Source organism: Novosphingobium sp. BAM6, from assembly GCF_057784955.1.
In genome coordinates this window covers 740,028-756,118 of record NZ_JBYNTR010000001.1, presented here as the reverse complement: position 1 = coordinate 756,118, position 16,091 = coordinate 740,028, and the positions used below count along the sequence as shown (strand labels likewise).

Below are 16,091 nucleotides of genomic sequence, written 5' to 3'. Positions count from 1 at the left end.
TCTCCGACTGCGCTTGCGCTCTTAGACTTCGACCGCGACGATTTCGCGACCGTTGTAGTGACCGCAGGCATCGCACAGGTTGTGCGGACGCTTGAGTTCACCGCAGTTCGGGCATTCATGGAATGCTGCAACCGTCAGCGCATCGTGGCTACGGCGCATGCCCCGGCGGGACGGGGTCGTTTTTCTTTTAGGGACAGCCATTTCGGCACCTGTTCCTGGAATTCGTTAGTGTCAAAAACGCCGCCGTAGACCGTTCAAGGAACACGGCGGCTTGCGAAGGCGCGCCTATAACCGATTTCTGCGAAGTTGCAAGCGCTCGTGGCATCTCGATGACAGCACGAAATCGGAAGACGAGAGCTGCATGCCTGCATCCGCACGCTGGCAACTCTGATCACGCGGCGCTATCTGCACGCATATGATCCTGCAGACAACCCTTTGCCTCGCGGCCGCAGCCGCCGTCATCAACCTGTGGCTGATTGCCCGCACTATCCAGATGCGCTTTGCCCTCAAGGCGTTGAACGGAGATGGCGGTGACGCGCGCCTCGCCCAGCGCATGCGCGCACAGGCCAACTTCGTCGAGAATGCGCCTTTCGCACTGATCCTCTGCGCGCTGATCGACCTCAGCGGCAAGGGCGGCGTATGGCTGGCACCTGTCGGCGCGATATTCATGATCGCGCGCGTGCTTCACGCCTTCGGCATGGACCGCCCCGCCCCCAACCCGCTGCGCGCCGGAGGCATGTTCCTGACCCTGCTCAGCCTCGCAGGGCTCGCCGTCGCTGCGGTGCTGATCGCAGTCGGCGTTCTCTAAGAGCCCGTTTAAAAATTCGCGGAATGCGAATTTTGCGGCACCGGCCCGCTCCCCCACCCTACCACCCAACGGTAGTATCCTGCGGGTGCTAGGGTGGGGGAGCGGGCCGGTGCCGCCTCAAAATGCCGCCCGCAGGCATTTTTCAAACGGTCTCTAAGACGGTCAGAAATGCTGTAGCGCTGGTATTTACCGCACCAGCGCTGCATCCCCGACGTAGGGGTTGGTCCGACGCTCATCACCGAACGTGCTCACCGGACCGTGACCGGGCACAAAAGTCACATCATCCCCGAGCGGCCAGAGCCGACCGGCAATCGATTCGACCAGATCATCGAAATTGCCGCGCGGAAAGTCCGTCCGCCCGATCGAGCCCTTGAACAGCACATCGCCGACAATCGCAAAGCGACTGGGCGCATGGTGGAACACGACATGGCCGGGCGTGTGCCCCGGACAGTGATAGACGTCGAGTTCCAGCTCACCGACAGTCACCTTGTCACCGTTTTCCAGCCAGCGGTCTGGAGAGAAGACGTGCGCCTCGATATTCCAGCGCTGCCCCGCCTCGTCGAGTTGGGCGATCCAGAACATATCCTCTTCGTGCGGCCCTTCGATCGGCACGCCGAGCTCTTTGGCCAGCACACCCGCCATCCCGCAATGATCGACATGCCCGTGTGTCACGAGGATCTTCTCCAGCGTAACGCCTGCTTTCGCCAGCGCCTGCTTCAGCTTGTCAAGATCGCCGCCAGGATCCACCAGCGCGCCGCGCATCGTGCGCGTACACCAGACAAGGGAACAGTTCTGCTGGAGCGGCGTGACCGGGACGATCGCGACGCGCATGGGGACGTCATTCTGGCTCATAGCTCAGCCATGACGCGCCCCGCGCCCGATTGCAACGCCTTAGACCCGCCCCCCCTTCCAGACCACCCTCCCAATCACCGAAACCTCTTCGGAACGGCATTCCACCGGCCGATAAACTTGATTGTCGCTCAGCAGGGTGATCACACCGCTCCGCGCGGTTTCAAGACGCTTGACCAGCACCGAATCACCGAGACGCACGACCCAGATTCCCTCACCAGCGACGGCAGAAGAGGTATCGACCAACAATTCATCGCCATGCCGCAAGGTCGGCTCCATCGAATCGCCCTGCACAGTCACAGCGGAAAGCTTTCCTACACGCAGCCCCATCTCCCGCAGCCATCGATCGGAAAACCGCAGCACCCCAACGAAACCTTCGCCGCCAGAAAGCGCACCCGCCCCTGCCGACACGCCGACATCCAATCGTCTGACATCCGCCCAACCGGGCGGATCATAGGAAATTTCCCGGTCAGAGCGCAATTCCGCCTCGTCCACCCCAAAGAATCTCGCGAGGCGGGCCCGATCGTGCTCCTCCAGCTTTCGCGGCGATCCCTTGCGCACGAATTGCTGAAGATAGCTGCTGTTTCGCCCGATCATCTGCGACAAAGCCGCCAAACTGGCGCCGTTCTGCTCGGCCAGCTCGAGCAATCGCGTGCGGGCGGGATCGATGTCCATAATGTAACATCCTATACGTAGGATTTTTCCTAGACAAGTTGGATTTCGGAAGGAACATTTAGTGAACATATTCACATCCGCCAGCAAGGACCGCCATGCTTTTGCGAGACATCGAACGCTTCCTGCGCCGCACCGACATGCCCTGGACGAAGTTCGGGCGCCTGGCGGTGAACGATCCCAGACTTGTCGCCGATCTGCGTAATGGCCGCACTCCGCGCGATGCGATGTGCCGGCGCGTCCACTCTTTCATGAACGCTTACCCGGAGTTCACCGATGTCCTGTGACTGCGCCCCCTCTCACTGAGCCCTGTTCACGCAGCCTCGTCCCCTGCTCACCCCTCTGCCCGCCCCGCACCTGATCGCCACCTTCAGCGTGGCCCCTGGCTGCGACTGGTCTCGCAGGTTCTCGCGCTGGCAGGGGATCAGGCACAGTTCGTCAGCCATTCCGAGCGCCCGTGGACATCCAGCCTCTTCGGCGGCTCGCGGCACCACGTCGTGCTGGCGTTCGAGCACGTTCCCGCCATCCTGCAGGGCGAGGATTTCATTGAGCAACTCATCGAACACGAATTCCACATCGCCAGGCAAGTCGTGGCAGACGCCAGCGTCACGGGCATTCATCACGAAACGCTGCCCGTCCCGCGCATGGTCGTCGAGACCGAATTCCTGCTGATCGAGAGCGACTGAGACCAAGGCACTGAGAGGCTGACATATCACACCCCTGAAATGCGCAAATGCCACAAGGGCTTGACCAAAGCACGATGAGTCAAGCTCGTCGAGCTTTGGTGTGAGCCCGCTTCAGTACCCTCTTGAAAGGTCGATACGATGCGCGAGCGCTTCACCCGCCAGGAAGCGCTCGCAGTTCTGGAGGAAGCGGTTGGCACCGCGCGACAGAAGCCGATCCTGCGGACAATTTGGCCCGATATGTTTGCCATTCGGGTGCCGCGACGGTGTGAGTAAGGGGTCTGACCCTAGCGCCCCGCACATCTTTCCATCCATTCCCCCGATGTCATTCGGGAACCCAATCCCAGCCCAGCGCATCACCGTCCATCACTTCTACTCCGCTGGCGACAAGTTGATCGCGCAAGGCATCGGACGCCGCGAAATCCTTGTTCGCGCGGGCCTGCCTGCGCTGTTCGAGAACAGCCTCGATCTCCCCCTCGGCGATCGTTGCATGACGGGGACGCAGACGCAGATCAGGGCGTTCTACCGCGAACAGCCCGAGACCAAGCACCGCATCGATCACTTCCACCGCCGCACGCTTGGCCGAAGCATCGACCTTCTTGGCAGACAGCACATCTTCCAGCGCCGTCAGCGCAATGGCGGTGTTGAGATCGTCGCCGATCGCCGCCTCGAAGGCATCGAGCATCGGCGCCAGCTTGGGGTGGCGCGGATCGCCTGCCGCCACATCCTTCAGCCGTTCCGCCGCCAGGATCATACGCTTGAGCCGCGTCAGCGCAGCGCCCAGCCCTTCCCACGAGAACTCCAGTTCGCTTCGGTAATGCGCCTGAAGGCACATCAGGCGATAGGCCAGTGGGTGATAGCCGCGGTCGATCAGCAATTTCAGACGCAGGAACTCGCCCGAGGACTTGCTCATCTTGCCGGATCGCTCGACGAGAAAATTGTTGTGCAGCCACATGTTGGCGCCGGAATTTGCGGCGCTGTCGAGGCTTCCGGCGCAGCAGAACGCCTGATTCTGCGCGATCTCGTTGGGGTGGTGAATCTCGCGATGGTCAATGCCGCCGGTATGAATATCGAACGGGAAGCCCAGCAGGTCGCCGCTCATCACCGAGCATTCGAGATGCCAGCCGGGCGCCCCCTTGCCCCACGGCGAATCCCATTCCATCTGCCGCGTCTCGCCTGCCGGGGTCTTGCGCCAGATCGCGAAGTCGGCCGCATTGCGCTTGCCCTCGACCGCCTCGATCCGCCCTTCTCCTTCGTCGGTAACGGCACGGGCCAGACGCCCGTAATCCGCAACGCTGGCGACATCGAAGTAGAGGCCGCCCTCCAGTTCGTAGCAATGCGCAGGCGCGATCTTTTCAGCAAAGGCGATCATCTGCGGCACATAGTCCGTCGCGATCGACCACTTTGCGGGCTGGCGGATGTTAAGCGCGGCGATATCGGCCCAGTAAGCCTGCGTGTAATGCGCGGCGATATCCCAGATGGACTGGCTCTGCGCCTTGGCCATCTTCTCCATCTTGTCCTCGCCGGCATCGGCATCGTCGGTCAGATGGCCGACATCGGTGATGTTGATGACGTGGGTGAGCTTGTATCCCTTGTGGCTGAGCGTGCGCCCGAGAATGTCTGCAAAGACATAGGCGCGCATGTTGCCGATGTGGGGATAGTTGTAGACCGTCGGACCGCAGCTGTAGACCCGCGCTTCCCCGGCATGGACCGGCCGGAACGGCTCGATCTGGCGGGTCAGGCTGTTGAACAGCGCAAGGGCGCGGGGTGCGGTCTGGCTTTCTTCGGTCATAGGCGGGCGATGGTCAATTCTGGCCGCATCCGTCAAGTACCGATCGCGAAGAGACGGCAAAGCCCGGCGCGATTCCGCAAGACGGAACCGCGCCGGGCAAACGATCAGAGCTTGGCCTGAACGCCGATGAACATGCGCTGCCCCGGATAGTAAAGCTCTACCGGCATATCCTTGTTGATGTAGCTCTTGGAATATTCCTTGAGGATGTTCTGCATCTCGAAGAACACGCTGAAGTGCTGCTCGGGGAAGCGCAGCGTGATCTTGCCGTCGAGATAGCCTTCGCCCTTGCGGTAGATCGGGTTGTTACCGTTGTTGGCATCCAGCACCGTCACCAGCCACTTGGAACGATAGTTGTAGTTCAGGCGAGCATTCAGGATGCCCTTGTCGTAGAAAATGCTCGCATTGTAAGTGTACGTCGAAAGGCCCGGATATTCCTTCAGCGGTTCGTTCGTCGCGCTGTTGGTCAGGTTGGTGCGGATCGCGCGGGCATAAGTCATGTTCCCCGTGATACCGAACCCGTCGAAAGGCTTAGGCAGGAACGAGAAGACCGTCTGGGCGCTGACCTCGATACCGTCGAGCAGCGAGCCGTAACCGTTGATCGGCTGGCGGACGGTATAGGTGGTTCCGTCGTGGAACAGGTCCACGCCGGTACGCACCACGTTCGGGATGACGAAGGTGCTCTCGTACTTCTTGTAATACCCCAGGCTGATCATCGTGTCCGGATTGGGATACCAGGCAAGGTTCAGTTCCCACTGGTCCGCACGATAGGGCTTCAGGTCCGGGTTACCCGCCGTGCAGACGTCGTCAGCCGCCGCGATGGTCGTGTCGTCAAGACAGTTGATGTTCGGCACCAGGTCGGTTGGCCGGGGACGGGCCAGGTTCTTGGCATAGTTGGCTCGCAGTGACAGCGTTGGCGTGATCGCCAGGTTGGCGTTGAAGGCCGGCAGCCAGTCCGTATACGAGTTCGCGATCGTCGCTTCCTGTGCGGCCAGAACCACCGTTTCCGTGCCACCCGTTGCATTGAGACGCGTGACGCGACTGACGTTGGTGCCCAGTCCGGTATCCTCGGTGTGGGTCCAGCGGATACCGGCGTTGCCCGTCAGCCGCATCCCGAACACCGGCGTGTCGATGTCCGCCATGATATAGCCGGAATAGATCTTTTCGGTGATCTTGGCACTCGGGATCTGCGGCAGACCATTCGCTTCCTTCACGAGATCGTGATTGAAGGTGGAAAGATCATAGTACTGCGACAGCACGTCGGGATCGAAGTTCAGATAGGCCAGGCGACTGGGAATACCGGAAGGCGCATTCTGCAATCCCGAATAGAGCGGTGCCCCCCCGGTAACGCCACCAAGCTGCGAGATCAGGTTCTGGTACTGCGCAGGCGTGATGTAGAAAGTATTGCCGTTACGTGCGACAGTCGGGTTGTCCTGAATGACGGTCGTGTACGAGACGTTCGCACTCGTCTGGTATGTCAGCGTTGCAGGATCGATCAGGCGCGATCCACCGCCCAGATAGTTCAGGAACTTCTGTTCGCGCCCCTGCACACCGAACTCGATCTTGTTGACGATCGGGTGGTCGATCTCCCAGTCGCCATCGAGTTTGAACTGCATTTCGGTATTGTTGTATTCCGCCGGACGGTATTGCAGCGAAGGACCGTAGATCGGCAGGACCTGCCCGTTGGCACCGGTCCGCGTCAGGTCACCGTAAACGTTCGGATCAGCCGGATCGAAGTTCGACGGGAAGCTGAAAACGGGGATGCCCTGCGCATTGTTGCGATCAATGCTGATGCCCGAAACGCTGGTACCCACGGCGATCAGGTTCGTCTCGGAATCGGTGTGTGCCTTGGCGTAAGAGGCCATGCCGTCGAATTTCAGGCGGCTGAGTTCCCAGGTAAATCCGCCCGAATAGTACTTCGAGTTCTGGTCATAGCTGAAATCGCGACGCTGCACGCCGACGATGTTCGCCGCACCGTTATAGTTGGGCGCCGCCGCCGTCCCGATATTCACGGCATTCAACGCAGTCGTCAGGCTGGTAACGACGTGGTTCTCGTTGACGGTAGACGTGCCGAGCTGGACCTGCGGACGAGACGTTCCGCCATTCGCACCCGCCGCCAGTTGCGGATCGAGATTGAAGCGCTCGATCCGCGTCAGGTCCACGGAATAGTTGGTGTCCTGCAGATTCTGCGTGCGGTTGTTGATTTGCGCTTCGACATAGGCCTTGAAATTGGGCGCGGCCTGATACTGGAGCACGAAATCGCCGGAGAAGCGCTTGTCCTCACGCACCAGGTTGCGATAGCGCGGAACCGTAGGCGCCCAGTCGAAGAACTGGGTTTCGCAAGCCAGACGGTTGGCCGTCGCAGCCGCCGTGGTCGCTCCACCGACACCGGCGCAACTCGCATACGTGTTGTAGTTTGCGTACTTGGGATCAGCGACGGTCTTCTGATCGGAATGATCGAAATCCGCCAACCTCGACCAGTTGGTGTTCGAGATATAGTCCTGACGCGTGCTGACGTCGCTGTAGGTCATGTTGACCATGGCGCCGAGGCCATCGATGAACAGCTTGGGCGTACCCGCCACGAACGTCACGCGCGGCTTCCAGTTCTCGGTCGTGTCGAGGTGCTGCCCGGAGATCACCCCGGTCGCCAGCGGCCCCTTGAGATCCAGCGGCTTGCGCGTCTCGATGCTGACCGTACCGCCGATACCGCCTTCGGTCAGGTTGACCGAATAGCCCTTGTAGACGTCGATCGACTTGACCAGTTCAGTCGCGAATTCGCGGAAATCGCCTGCTCGCTCACCGGTGGCGCTGACCTGGCTGACGCCGTTGATCTCGACGCGGTTGAGATCCGGCTCGACACCGCGGATCGAGACCTGAACACCTTCGCCAAAGTCACGGCTGAGCTGAACGCCGGTAATACGGGCCAGTGAATCGCCGATATTCTTGTCGGGGAAGCTCGCGATGTCGTCGGCCACGATGGAATCGACGACAGTATTCGCATTCTTCTTGCGGTTGATCGCCGATTGCAATGAAGCACGCGTTCCGACGACGACGATGTCGCTCGCCTTGCCGATGATGTCCTCTGCGGTGCGACGGTCCAGTTCCTCGGCCGGTCTCTTGTCGCGCCCACCGATTTCCTGTGGTGGATTACTGTCTGAACCGGAACTTGTCTGAGCATAGAGCGGTGAGGATACCGTCATCGCGATCGTGATCGCCAATCCGGAAGCGCCCACCGCCATGGAACGCGACTTGGATTTCGTGCGGATTTTGGACGCACTTTCAGTGACATGCTTGAGCATATCTTCTCCCCCTCTTTTTCTGTTCGAGCCGCCATCGGACGCTTTTGGTCCGTTGCTCGAATCAGTTTCTGGACCCAGACTTATTCTCCCTTTATGTGGGATGCAATTTTATATTTTGGACCAAAATAGAATTAGTAGGGAGAGGGCAAAGCCATGAACGCAAGAATCCGCTCATTTCCGGCAGTTTCACTGCTCGTTTCGACCGCGCTGACATCCGTTCCCGTAACGGCATACGCGCAAACTGAGTCCCACAGAGTGGAACCGGAGCATCTCGACCGTGGCGTGGTAGCCGTTCCCGCACAGGACGGCGGTATGCTGGTGGACTGGCGCCTGTTGAAGCAGGATCCCGAAAATGCCCGCTTCCAGGTCTTTCGAAACGGCAAGCTCGCGCATACCACCACGCCGCTCGAAGCCACGGCCTGGCATGACCCGCAAGGTCGGGAAAAGGATACCTATGCCGTGCAGAGACTGGGAGAGCGCACGACGCCCACCCCGGCCATCATGTTCCCTAACGGCTATCTATCGATCCCGCTCACCCCGCCGCCATCCGGCACCACGCCGGACGGACAAGCCTATTCCTACACCGCCAACGATGCGAGCGTGGGCGATCTCGATGGCGATGGGCGCTATGAGATTATCCTGAAATGGGATCCCACCAATAGCCACGACAACAGCCAGAGCGGCTATACCGGCGATGTCTTCCTTGACGCCTACCGACTGGACGGGAAGCGACTGTGGCGGATCGACCTTGGCCCCAATATCCGCGCCGGCGCCCACTATACCCAGTTCCTCGTCTACGATTTCGACGGCGACGGGCGCGCCGAAGTGGCGATGAAGACGGCGGACGGCACGATAGACGGCACCGGCAAGGCGATCGGCGATGCCAGGGCCGACTGGCGCAGTCACGATGGCGAGGTCGAGCAAAGAGATCGCACCGGCGCCAAGGTGCTGGCGGATGGCACCATGGTCGCCCAGATGAAGGGGCGGATCGTGCGCGGCCCCGAATATCTCACCGTGTTCGAAGGGCTGACCGGCAAGGCGCTGGCCACCGCGCCTTACGATCCGCCACGCTATCCCGGCGGCAATCCCACGCCCGAACAGCTCGCAGCCAGCTGGGGCGATGGCTATGCCAACCGCTCGGACCGCTTTCTCGCCGGGGTCGCCTATCTCGACGGCCATCTGCCCAGCATGGTGTTCGGGCGTGGGTACTATGCCCGCACCGCGCTCGCCGCGTGGGACTGGCGCGACGGCAAGCTGACAGAACGCTGGCTGTTCGATTCTGCCGCTCCCGGCAATCAGGACTACGGCAATCGCGGCAATCACCAGCTCGCCGTGGCCGACGTTGACAACGACGGGCGCGACGAAGTGATCTACGGATCGATGGCCATCGACGACAATGGCAAGGGCCTGTGGACCGACCCGCTGTTCCACGGCGATGCCATGCACGTCAGCGATCTCGATCCCGCCCGCCCCGGCCTCGAAAAATTCGGCGTCTTCGAGGAAGTGCGCAGCAACGGCCACATCGGATCGGCCCTGCTCGACGCGCGCACCGGCGAAGTCCTGTGGTCGAAGCCCGCCGAGACCGACACCGGGCGCGGGCTCGCCGCCGATATCGACCCGCGCCACTGGGGCGCGGAGTTCTGGGGCTCCAACTCGCCCGACCTGTTCGACACTGCGGGAAAGCCCATCGGCCCGCACCCCAAGCAGACCAACTTTGCGATCTGGTGGGACGGCGATCTGCTGCGCGAACTGCTCGACGGCACGACCATCTACAAGTGGGACTGGCAGGACGGCGTATCGGTGCCGCTGCTCTCCCCCACCGGCCTTGCCTCCAACAACTCGACCAAGGCGACCCCCGCCCTTTCCGCCGATATTCTGGGCGACTGGCGCGAGGAAGTGGTCTGGCGCAGCGCCGACAATCGCGAGCTGCGGATCTATTCCACGCCCTATCCCACCACGCACCGCATGGTCACGCTGATGCAGGACCCGACCTACCGCCTCTCGATCGCGTGGCAGAACACCGCCTACAACCAGCCGCCGCACCCCGGCTTCTACCTCGGCGCGCGCAAGGACGGTTCGCGGTAAATCTGATGCTGCATGCCGCGACGGGAGAGCCCATTCTTTCGTCGCGGCCAGGGCGTCGCGGCCGGGCCGTCATGACCAAACTAAAACTATCCAACACATTATATTCTATAGCATTGATTGAGATTTATCCGTGTCGCAGCTTGCCGTGCATTCCGCCTGCAATCGTTGCGACTGCAAATTCCTGTCTGCAGCCCGTTGACGATGCAATCCACATGATGAAATATCGTCCCACATAAGGCACCACATGATCGAATCCTCGGCGCCGCACTTCATGGGAGAGACAATGGACAAGCTCGTTCTGAGCCGCCGCCAGATTCTGGCATCGTCGGCTGTCGCCGGCAGTATGGCGCTGTTTGCCGAGGGTGCAGGTGCGGCGATCCCGACTCCGCCCCCCCTTCCCGCGACCGAACCGCTCGGCTCGCAGATCGCCCCGGGCGACGACACGGTATGGATCGACGGCACGCCACCGCCTGCGCATGAGGGCATGAGCTGGGGCCAGCCCTGGCCGCGCGGCACCCGGCTGTCGAAAACGGGCTATGTCCTGCAAGGGGCCGACGGCACCGCGGAAGCCGTGCAGACCTGGCCGCTCGCCTATTGGCCCGATGGCTCGATCAAGTGGACCGGCCATGCCACCGCTGCGAACGGCGGGCTTTCGAAAGGCCTGACTGTCGTCCCCGGTAAAGGCAAGCTCGCTGCCAGCCTTTCCGTGCGCGAAAGCGGCGACGCTGTGACCGTGACGGTCGGCGATACCGTGTGGACCGTCGGTCGTTCAGGCAAAGCACTGATCCGCTCGGCCAACGCAGGCGGGCGCGAGGTGCTGCAGACGGTGCGGCTGGTCGCCTCGGCGCAGGACCGGGCCGACGATGAAGGAGACGGCTCGCCCGTGGTCTCGCGCTGGACGAGCGCCATCGACAAGGCGGAAATCGAACAGAGCGGCCCCTTGCGCGCGGTCGTCCGGGTCAGCGGCAAGCATGCGGGCAGCCAAGGCGAGTGGCTGCCGTTCACCGCGCGGCTCTATTTCCATGCGGGCTCGGCTTCGGTGCGTATCGTCCATTCGATGGTGTTCGACGGCGATCCGGCCAAGCGCTTCATCCGCGGCCTCGGCCTCGAAGGCGCAGTGCCGATGCACGATGCCCCCTATGACCGCCATGTGCGGATTGCGGGTGAGGATGGCGGCCTGCTGGGCGAGGCGGTGATGCCGCTGACCGGCTTGCGTCGCGATCCCGGCAAGGCGTTCCGCACGGCGCAGGTCGCGGGCGAGAAGGTGCCCCCGCTCGACCAGATGGCCGCGCCCGTGCGCGAGAAGCTGCAATATATCCCGACCTGGGGTGACTTCCGCCTGCGCCAGCCCAATGCCGACGGGTTCTCGATCATCAAGCGCACCAAGCCGGGGTGCGGCTGGATCGATGTCGACAGCGCCGGTCGTGCGCCGGGACTTGGTTATATCGGTGGCGCGTCGGGCGGCGTGGCGTTCGGGATGCACGACTTCTGGCAGCGCTGTCCGGTCGGCCTCGACATTACCGAAGCCGCCGGCGACACCGCACGCTTTGCGGTGTGGTATCACGCGCCCGATGCCCCGGCGATGGACCTGCGCTTCTATCACGACGTCATGGGCATGGAGACCTACGAGAAGCAGAACCTCGGCCTCGATGTAACCTATGAGGATTACGAGCCCGGCTGGGGCGATGCCACCGGCGTCGCGCGCACCATGGAGTTCCGGCTCTGGGCGCTGCCCGCCACGCCTGCGCGCGAGCGACTGGTGCAGATGGCCGATACCCTCGCCAGGCCGCCGCGCCTGATCGCCAATGTCGCGCGCGTGCATTCGGCGCGGATCTTCGGGCCCTGGAGTCCGATCACGGATGGCGCCGGTCGCCACGCCCAGATCGAGACGCGGGCGAAGCGCGAGGTCGATTTCTACCTCGGCCAGATCGACCAGCGCCGCTGGTACGGCTTCTGGAACTACGGCGATATCATGCACACCTACGATAACGACCGCCACGTCTGGCGCTACGATATCGGCGGCTTCGCGTGGGACAACAGCGAGTTGTCGAGCGACCTGTGGCTGTGGTTCGCCTTCCTGCGCTCGGGCCGGGCCGACGTGTTCCGCATGGCCGAGGCGATGACGCGCCACACCGGCGAGGTCGACGTCTATCACATGGGCCGCTTCAAGGGCCTCGGCACCCGCCACGGCGTGCAGCACTGGGGCGACAGTTCCAAGCAGCCACGTATCTCGAACGCGGCCTATCGCCGGTTCTACTACTTCCTCACCACCGACGAGCGCTGCGGCGACCTGATGCGCGAGTGCCTCGATGGCGACTACACGCTCCAGCATGTCGATATCGGGCGCAAGGTCATGCACCGCGAGGGCGACAACAACCCGCCCGGCGGCACCGGCGCGGTCGTCAATACCGAGCCCTTGCCCAAGGGGCAGGTGTTCCTCCAGTTCGGCACCAGCTGGGGCTCGCTGATCGCGGCCTGGCTGGCCGAGTGGGAACGCACCGGCGACAAGCGCTGGCGCGACCGGATCACCACCGGCATGCGTTCTATCGCGGCACTGCCCAAGGGCTGGTTCGCGGGCGGCGCCAACTACGACCTTGCCACCGGGCGCTTCCTCGGCCCCGGCACCGAGGTCAGCATGAGCCACCTGAACGGCGTGTTCGGCGTGTTCGAGACGACGGCGGAACTGCTCGAACTGGTCGACGAGCCCGAATACCGCAAGGCCTGGCTCGACTATTGCGCGCTCTACAATGCGCCCGAGGCCGAGTTCCGCGCCGCCACTGGCTCTGCCGGCAAGGGCCGCGCGCTCAATCAGGCGCACTCGCGCTTCACCGCCTATGCCGCCGTGCAGCGCAACGATCCCGCGCTCGCCAAACGTGCGTGGAGCGAGTTCTTCGGCGCGGGCGATCAGGCGAGGCGCGATCAGGCCAGTGCAGGTCACAAGGTCAAAGGCAGCGACGTGCTGAAGCCTGTGGACGAGATCGACTACATCTCCACCAACGATGCCGCACAGTGGGGCATCGCGGCAGGCGTGAACCTGACCTTGATCGGAGACCTGCTGACATGAAACAGGCCGCTGCCGCGCTACTCGCCGCCTTCGCCCTGACCGGCGCGGCGCCTCCTGCATCAACAGACGATTTCCGCCATGGCCTTGCCGGGTGGACTGTCGAATCCGAGGCAGGCGCGAGAGGCCATGTCACGGTGTCCGGCGGCATCATGGACATCGACACGCCGCAAGGCATTTCGGTGTGGTGGAAGCGCAAGCTGACCGGGCCGGTCGCCATCGACTACGATGTCATGGCCGTGTCCGCAGGCGGTCCGAATGACGCGGTCAGCGACGTCAACGCGTTCTGGATGGCGAGCGATCCGGCGGCACCGAACGGCTCCCCCCTCGCCCATCCACGCAGCGGCGCATTCGCGGATTACGATACCCTCAAGACCTATTACGTGGGCATCGGCGGCAACCGGAACACCACCACACGCCTGCGCCGCTATGTGGGCAAGCCGGGCGACCGACCGCTGCTGCCCGGCAACGACCGCGCCGATCCCGCCTCGCTGCTCCAGCCCAACCGCTGGACCCATGTGCGCCTGACTGCCGAGGGCGGACACGTCACTGTCGAATACGACGGCAAGCCCCTATTCGGACTCGACGATGCCGATCCCTACCGCTCGGGCTGGTTCGCCCTGCGCACCACCAAGAGCCACCTGAAGATCCGCAATTTTCACATTGCCCCGCTGCGGACGGACGATGTGGCGCCAAAGCCCCTGTTCCGCGATCCGGTCCACGATGGCGCTGCCGATCCCTCGACGATCTATGACGCCGGCAAGCGCGAGTGGGTGATGTTCTACACCAACCGCCGCGCCGACCTGCCGATGGACGACAAGGACGACGTGCGCTGGGTCCACGGCACGGCCATCGGCACCGCCCGCTCGAAGGATGGTGTCCACTGGCGCTATGGCGGGACCGCCGCGATCCCTGCAAGCTGCACCGGCGAGACGCTGTGGGCGCCGGACGTGGAGCGCTTCGGCGGCCTCTATCACATGTGGGTAACGGTGGTGCCCGGCGTGTTCCGCGACTGGAAGGCACCGCGCTTCATCGTCCACCTGACCAGCCGCGACCTGGCGCACTGGACCTGCGGCGAGCAGCTGGACCTTGGCGCCGACCGGGTGATCGATCCCAGCGTCGTTGCCCTTCCCGGCGGCGGCTATCGCCTGTTCTTCAACGACGAGCGCATGGGCAAGGCGATCCGCACTGCCGACAGCGCCGATCTGGTCCACTGGACGGTGAAGGACCGCCTGACGCAAACCCCCGGCGAAGGCCCCAAGGCGTTCTTCTGGAAGAACCGCTGGTGGCTGGTCTCCGATGCGTGGAAAGGCCTGCTCGTCATGTCCTCCACCGATGGCGAGCACTGGAGCACCCAGCCCGGCTTCATCCTCGCCGATGCCGGAGCCGCGCCTACCGACCGCGCCAAGGGACAGCACCCGGACGTGATTGTCTCTGGCGCACGCGCGTGGATCGTCTATTTCGTCCATCAGAGCGGCGAGGACCGGACGAAGACACAGCCCGATTACTGGCGTCACACGGTCCTGCAGATCGCGGAACTGAAGGAGAGTGATGGCGTGCTCAGTGTCGATCGCAATGCCCCGGCCCATGTCGATCTCGTCCCCCCGGCGGGCCGTCGATGATCCGGTTTGACCGTCGCACGGCCTGCGCCGGGCTGGGTGCAGGTCTGGGGCTTGGTATGGGCCTTTCGTTGACCGGCGTGCGCGCGCTCGCAGCCACACCGTCAGATAGCAGCCCGATTGTCTTCGCCTATTTCAGCACCGGCAAGGGCGAGGCAGACGGCATGAAGCTGGCGATCAGCGAGGATGGTTACAGCTTCCGCTCGCTGCTGGACGGACGTCCGGTGCTGGTCCCGCAGGTCGGCGAAAAGAAACTGCTGCGCGATCCGTTCCTGTTTCGCGGGACGGAGGCCGAGCCGCTCTGGCACTGCGTGTGGACCACGGCATGGGACGGCCAGACCATCGGCCATGCGGTCAGCCGCGATCTCGTGACCTGGACCGACCAGCAGGCCCTGCCGGTGATGGCGGGCATCACGGGCACGCGCAACTGCTGGGCGCCAGAGGCAATTTACGACGCCGCGAACCGGCGCTGGGTGCTGTTCTGGTCGAGCACGGTCGAAGGCCGATTCCCGGAAACGGCGGGCACGTCGGAAGGCGGCTACAACCACCGTCTGTGGTACACCACAACGCGCGATTTCCAGACGTTCACGCCCGCGCAGGTGCTCTACGATCCCGGCTTTAGCGTGATCGACGGCACCTTTGCCCATGCACCGGACGGCTCGTTGTGGCTGGTGGTCAAGGACGAAACCGTCAAGCCGCCGCGCAAGTGGCTGCGTGCCGCGCCCGCAAAGGGCCCGCTCGGTCCGTTCGGCAAACTGGGCGAACCGTTTACCGACAGCTGGGTCGAAGGGCCGATGACCCTGCGCGTGGGCGACGAACTGCTGTGCTGGTACGACGTCTATCGCGAAGGTCGCTGGGGCGCGGCCGTCACCCGCGATATGGTCCACTGGCGCGATGCCTCGGCGCTGCTGCAGATGCCGCAGGGCGCGCGCCATGGCTCGGTCGTGCGGGTGAATGCTGCCGAAGGGGCGAGGCTGCTGGCTTTGGCCTGAGCATTGGGGGACGGATTGCCCCCGCGTTTTCCTACAGGGTGACGTTCGGGGTATCCTTCGGGAATGCGCCCCCGTCTTCGCCGCCCCCTGTCACGCTCGCGAAAGCGTAATCCATCTGCCTTGCGCCACGGTGACACCTGTCACCCTGGCAGTGCTGCTCCGTGCCCGAAAAGTGGCGCTTTCGGCCCGGAAATCCGCCAGTCAGGGGCAAGGTGACAGTTGCGCTCTGAACCG

The 16,091-nt window shown here is 63.2% G+C and carries 12 protein-coding genes; 7 read left to right on the top strand and 5 right to left on the bottom strand.

What is annotated here, in order from left to right; genetic code table 11:
* Nucleotides 1-21: 21 nt before the first annotated feature.
* Nucleotides 22-201, bottom strand: coding sequence for a 50S ribosomal protein L32 (rpmF, locus tag AC3EC3_RS03585; RefSeq protein ID WP_260922200.1), 180 nt, complete (start codon nucleotides 199-201; stop codon nucleotides 22-24).
* Nucleotides 202-415: 214 nt separating this feature from the next.
* Here rpmF and AC3EC3_RS03580 point away from each other — a divergent pair, with 214 nt between their 5' ends.
* Nucleotides 416-808, top strand: a complete 393-nt coding sequence (locus AC3EC3_RS03580) for an MAPEG family protein (RefSeq protein ID WP_488488300.1) — start codon at nucleotides 416-418, stop codon at nucleotides 806-808.
* Between the two features lie 186 nt (nucleotides 809-994).
* Here AC3EC3_RS03580 and AC3EC3_RS03575 read toward each other — a convergent pair whose 3' ends face one another.
* Nucleotides 995-1,660 (bottom strand): MBL fold metallo-hydrolase, encoded by a 666-nt coding sequence (locus tag AC3EC3_RS03575; protein ID WP_488488299.1) that lies wholly within the window; start codon nucleotides 1,658-1,660, stop codon nucleotides 995-997.
* 39 nt (nucleotides 1,661-1,699) lie between these two features.
* Nucleotides 1,700-2,332 carry a S24 family peptidase gene (locus AC3EC3_RS03570; RefSeq protein ID WP_488488298.1) on the bottom strand — a complete coding sequence of 211 codons (633 nt, stop codon included), beginning with the start codon at nucleotides 2,330-2,332 and terminating at the stop codon, nucleotides 1,700-1,702.
* A gap of 95 nt (nucleotides 2,333-2,427) precedes the next feature.
* On the opposite strand from AC3EC3_RS03570, the gene AC3EC3_RS03565 reads away from it, so the two are divergent.
* The gene (locus tag AC3EC3_RS03565; protein WP_488488297.1) at nucleotides 2,428-2,616 is read left to right on the top strand and encodes a hypothetical protein; all 189 of its coding nucleotides are present in this window, start codon (nucleotides 2,428-2,430) and stop codon (nucleotides 2,614-2,616) included.
* 210 nt (nucleotides 2,617-2,826) lie between these two features.
* The gene (locus tag AC3EC3_RS03560) at nucleotides 2,827-3,015 is read left to right on the top strand and encodes a hypothetical protein (protein ID WP_488488296.1); all 189 of its coding nucleotides are present in this window, start codon (nucleotides 2,827-2,829) and stop codon (nucleotides 3,013-3,015) included.
* Nucleotides 3,016-3,337: 322 nt separating this feature from the next.
* On the opposite strand, the gene cysS is transcribed toward AC3EC3_RS03560, so the two are convergent.
* Both cysS and AC3EC3_RS03550 read right to left on the bottom strand, forming a co-directional pair.
* Nucleotides 3,338-4,804 carry a cysteine--tRNA ligase gene (cysS, locus tag AC3EC3_RS03555; protein WP_488488295.1) on the bottom strand — a complete coding sequence of 489 codons (1,467 nt, stop codon included), beginning with the start codon at nucleotides 4,802-4,804 and terminating at the stop codon, nucleotides 3,338-3,340.
* 104 nt (nucleotides 4,805-4,908) lie between these two features.
* Complete coding sequence (locus AC3EC3_RS03550; protein WP_488488294.1) at nucleotides 4,909-8,100, bottom strand: TonB-dependent receptor; 3,192 nt, start codon at nucleotides 8,098-8,100, stop codon at nucleotides 4,909-4,911.
* A gap of 312 nt (nucleotides 8,101-8,412) precedes the next feature.
* On the opposite strand from AC3EC3_RS03550, the gene AC3EC3_RS03545 reads away from it, so the two are divergent.
* From AC3EC3_RS03545 to AC3EC3_RS03530, 4 genes are all read left to right on the top strand, one after another.
* Complete coding sequence (locus AC3EC3_RS03545; RefSeq protein ID WP_488489187.1) at nucleotides 8,413-10,185, top strand: rhamnogalacturonan lyase; 1,773 nt, start codon at nucleotides 8,413-8,415, stop codon at nucleotides 10,183-10,185.
* Between the two features lie 244 nt (nucleotides 10,186-10,429).
* The gene (locus AC3EC3_RS03540; protein ID WP_488488293.1) at nucleotides 10,430-13,249 is read left to right on the top strand and encodes an exo-rhamnogalacturonan lyase family protein; all 2,820 of its coding nucleotides are present in this window, start codon (nucleotides 10,430-10,432) and stop codon (nucleotides 13,247-13,249) included.
* A complete protein-coding gene (locus AC3EC3_RS03535) occupies nucleotides 13,246-14,868 on the top strand; it encodes a DUF6250 domain-containing protein (protein ID WP_488488292.1) in 1,623 nt (540 codons plus the stop codon). The genes AC3EC3_RS03540 and AC3EC3_RS03535 overlap by 4 nt, the downstream gene beginning before the upstream one ends.
* Nucleotides 14,865-15,857, top strand: a complete 993-nt coding sequence (locus AC3EC3_RS03530) for a glycoside hydrolase family 43 protein (protein WP_488488291.1) — start codon at nucleotides 14,865-14,867, stop codon at nucleotides 15,855-15,857. Before AC3EC3_RS03535 ends, AC3EC3_RS03530 begins: the two co-directional genes overlap by 4 nt.
* Nucleotides 15,858-16,091: the final 234 nt, after the last annotated feature.

What these genes read in the sequence shown, in the direction of transcription:
- AC3EC3_RS03580 (WP_488488300.1), top strand. Translation starts at nt 416, where the DNA reads ATGATCCTGCAGACAACCCTTTGCCTCGCGGCCGCAGCCGCCGTCATC.
- rpmF (WP_260922200.1), bottom strand. Translation starts at nt 201, where the DNA reads ATGGCTGTCCCTAAAAGAAAAACGACCCCGTCCCGCCGGGGCATGCGC.
- cysS (WP_488488295.1), bottom strand. Translation starts at nt 4,804, where the DNA reads ATGACCGAAGAAAGCCAGACCGCACCCCGCGCCCTTGCGCTGTTCAAC.
- AC3EC3_RS03575 (WP_488488299.1), bottom strand. Translation starts at nt 1,660, where the DNA reads ATGAGCCAGAATGACGTCCCCATGCGCGTCGCGATCGTCCCGGTCACG.
- AC3EC3_RS03540 (WP_488488293.1), top strand. Translation starts at nt 10,430, where the DNA reads ATGATCGAATCCTCGGCGCCGCACTTCATGGGAGAGACAATGGACAAG.
- AC3EC3_RS03530 (WP_488488291.1), top strand. Translation starts at nt 14,865, where the DNA reads ATGATCCGGTTTGACCGTCGCACGGCCTGCGCCGGGCTGGGTGCAGGT.
- AC3EC3_RS03535 (WP_488488292.1), top strand. Translation starts at nt 13,246, where the DNA reads ATGAAACAGGCCGCTGCCGCGCTACTCGCCGCCTTCGCCCTGACCGGC.
- AC3EC3_RS03545 (WP_488489187.1), top strand. Translation starts at nt 8,413, where the DNA reads ATGCTGGTGGACTGGCGCCTGTTGAAGCAGGATCCCGAAAATGCCCGC.
- AC3EC3_RS03550 (WP_488488294.1), bottom strand. Translation starts at nt 8,100, where the DNA reads ATGCTCAAGCATGTCACTGAAAGTGCGTCCAAAATCCGCACGAAATCC.
- AC3EC3_RS03565 (WP_488488297.1), top strand. Translation starts at nt 2,428, where the DNA reads ATGCTTTTGCGAGACATCGAACGCTTCCTGCGCCGCACCGACATGCCC.
- AC3EC3_RS03570 (WP_488488298.1), bottom strand. Translation starts at nt 2,332, where the DNA reads ATGGACATCGATCCCGCCCGCACGCGATTGCTCGAGCTGGCCGAGCAG.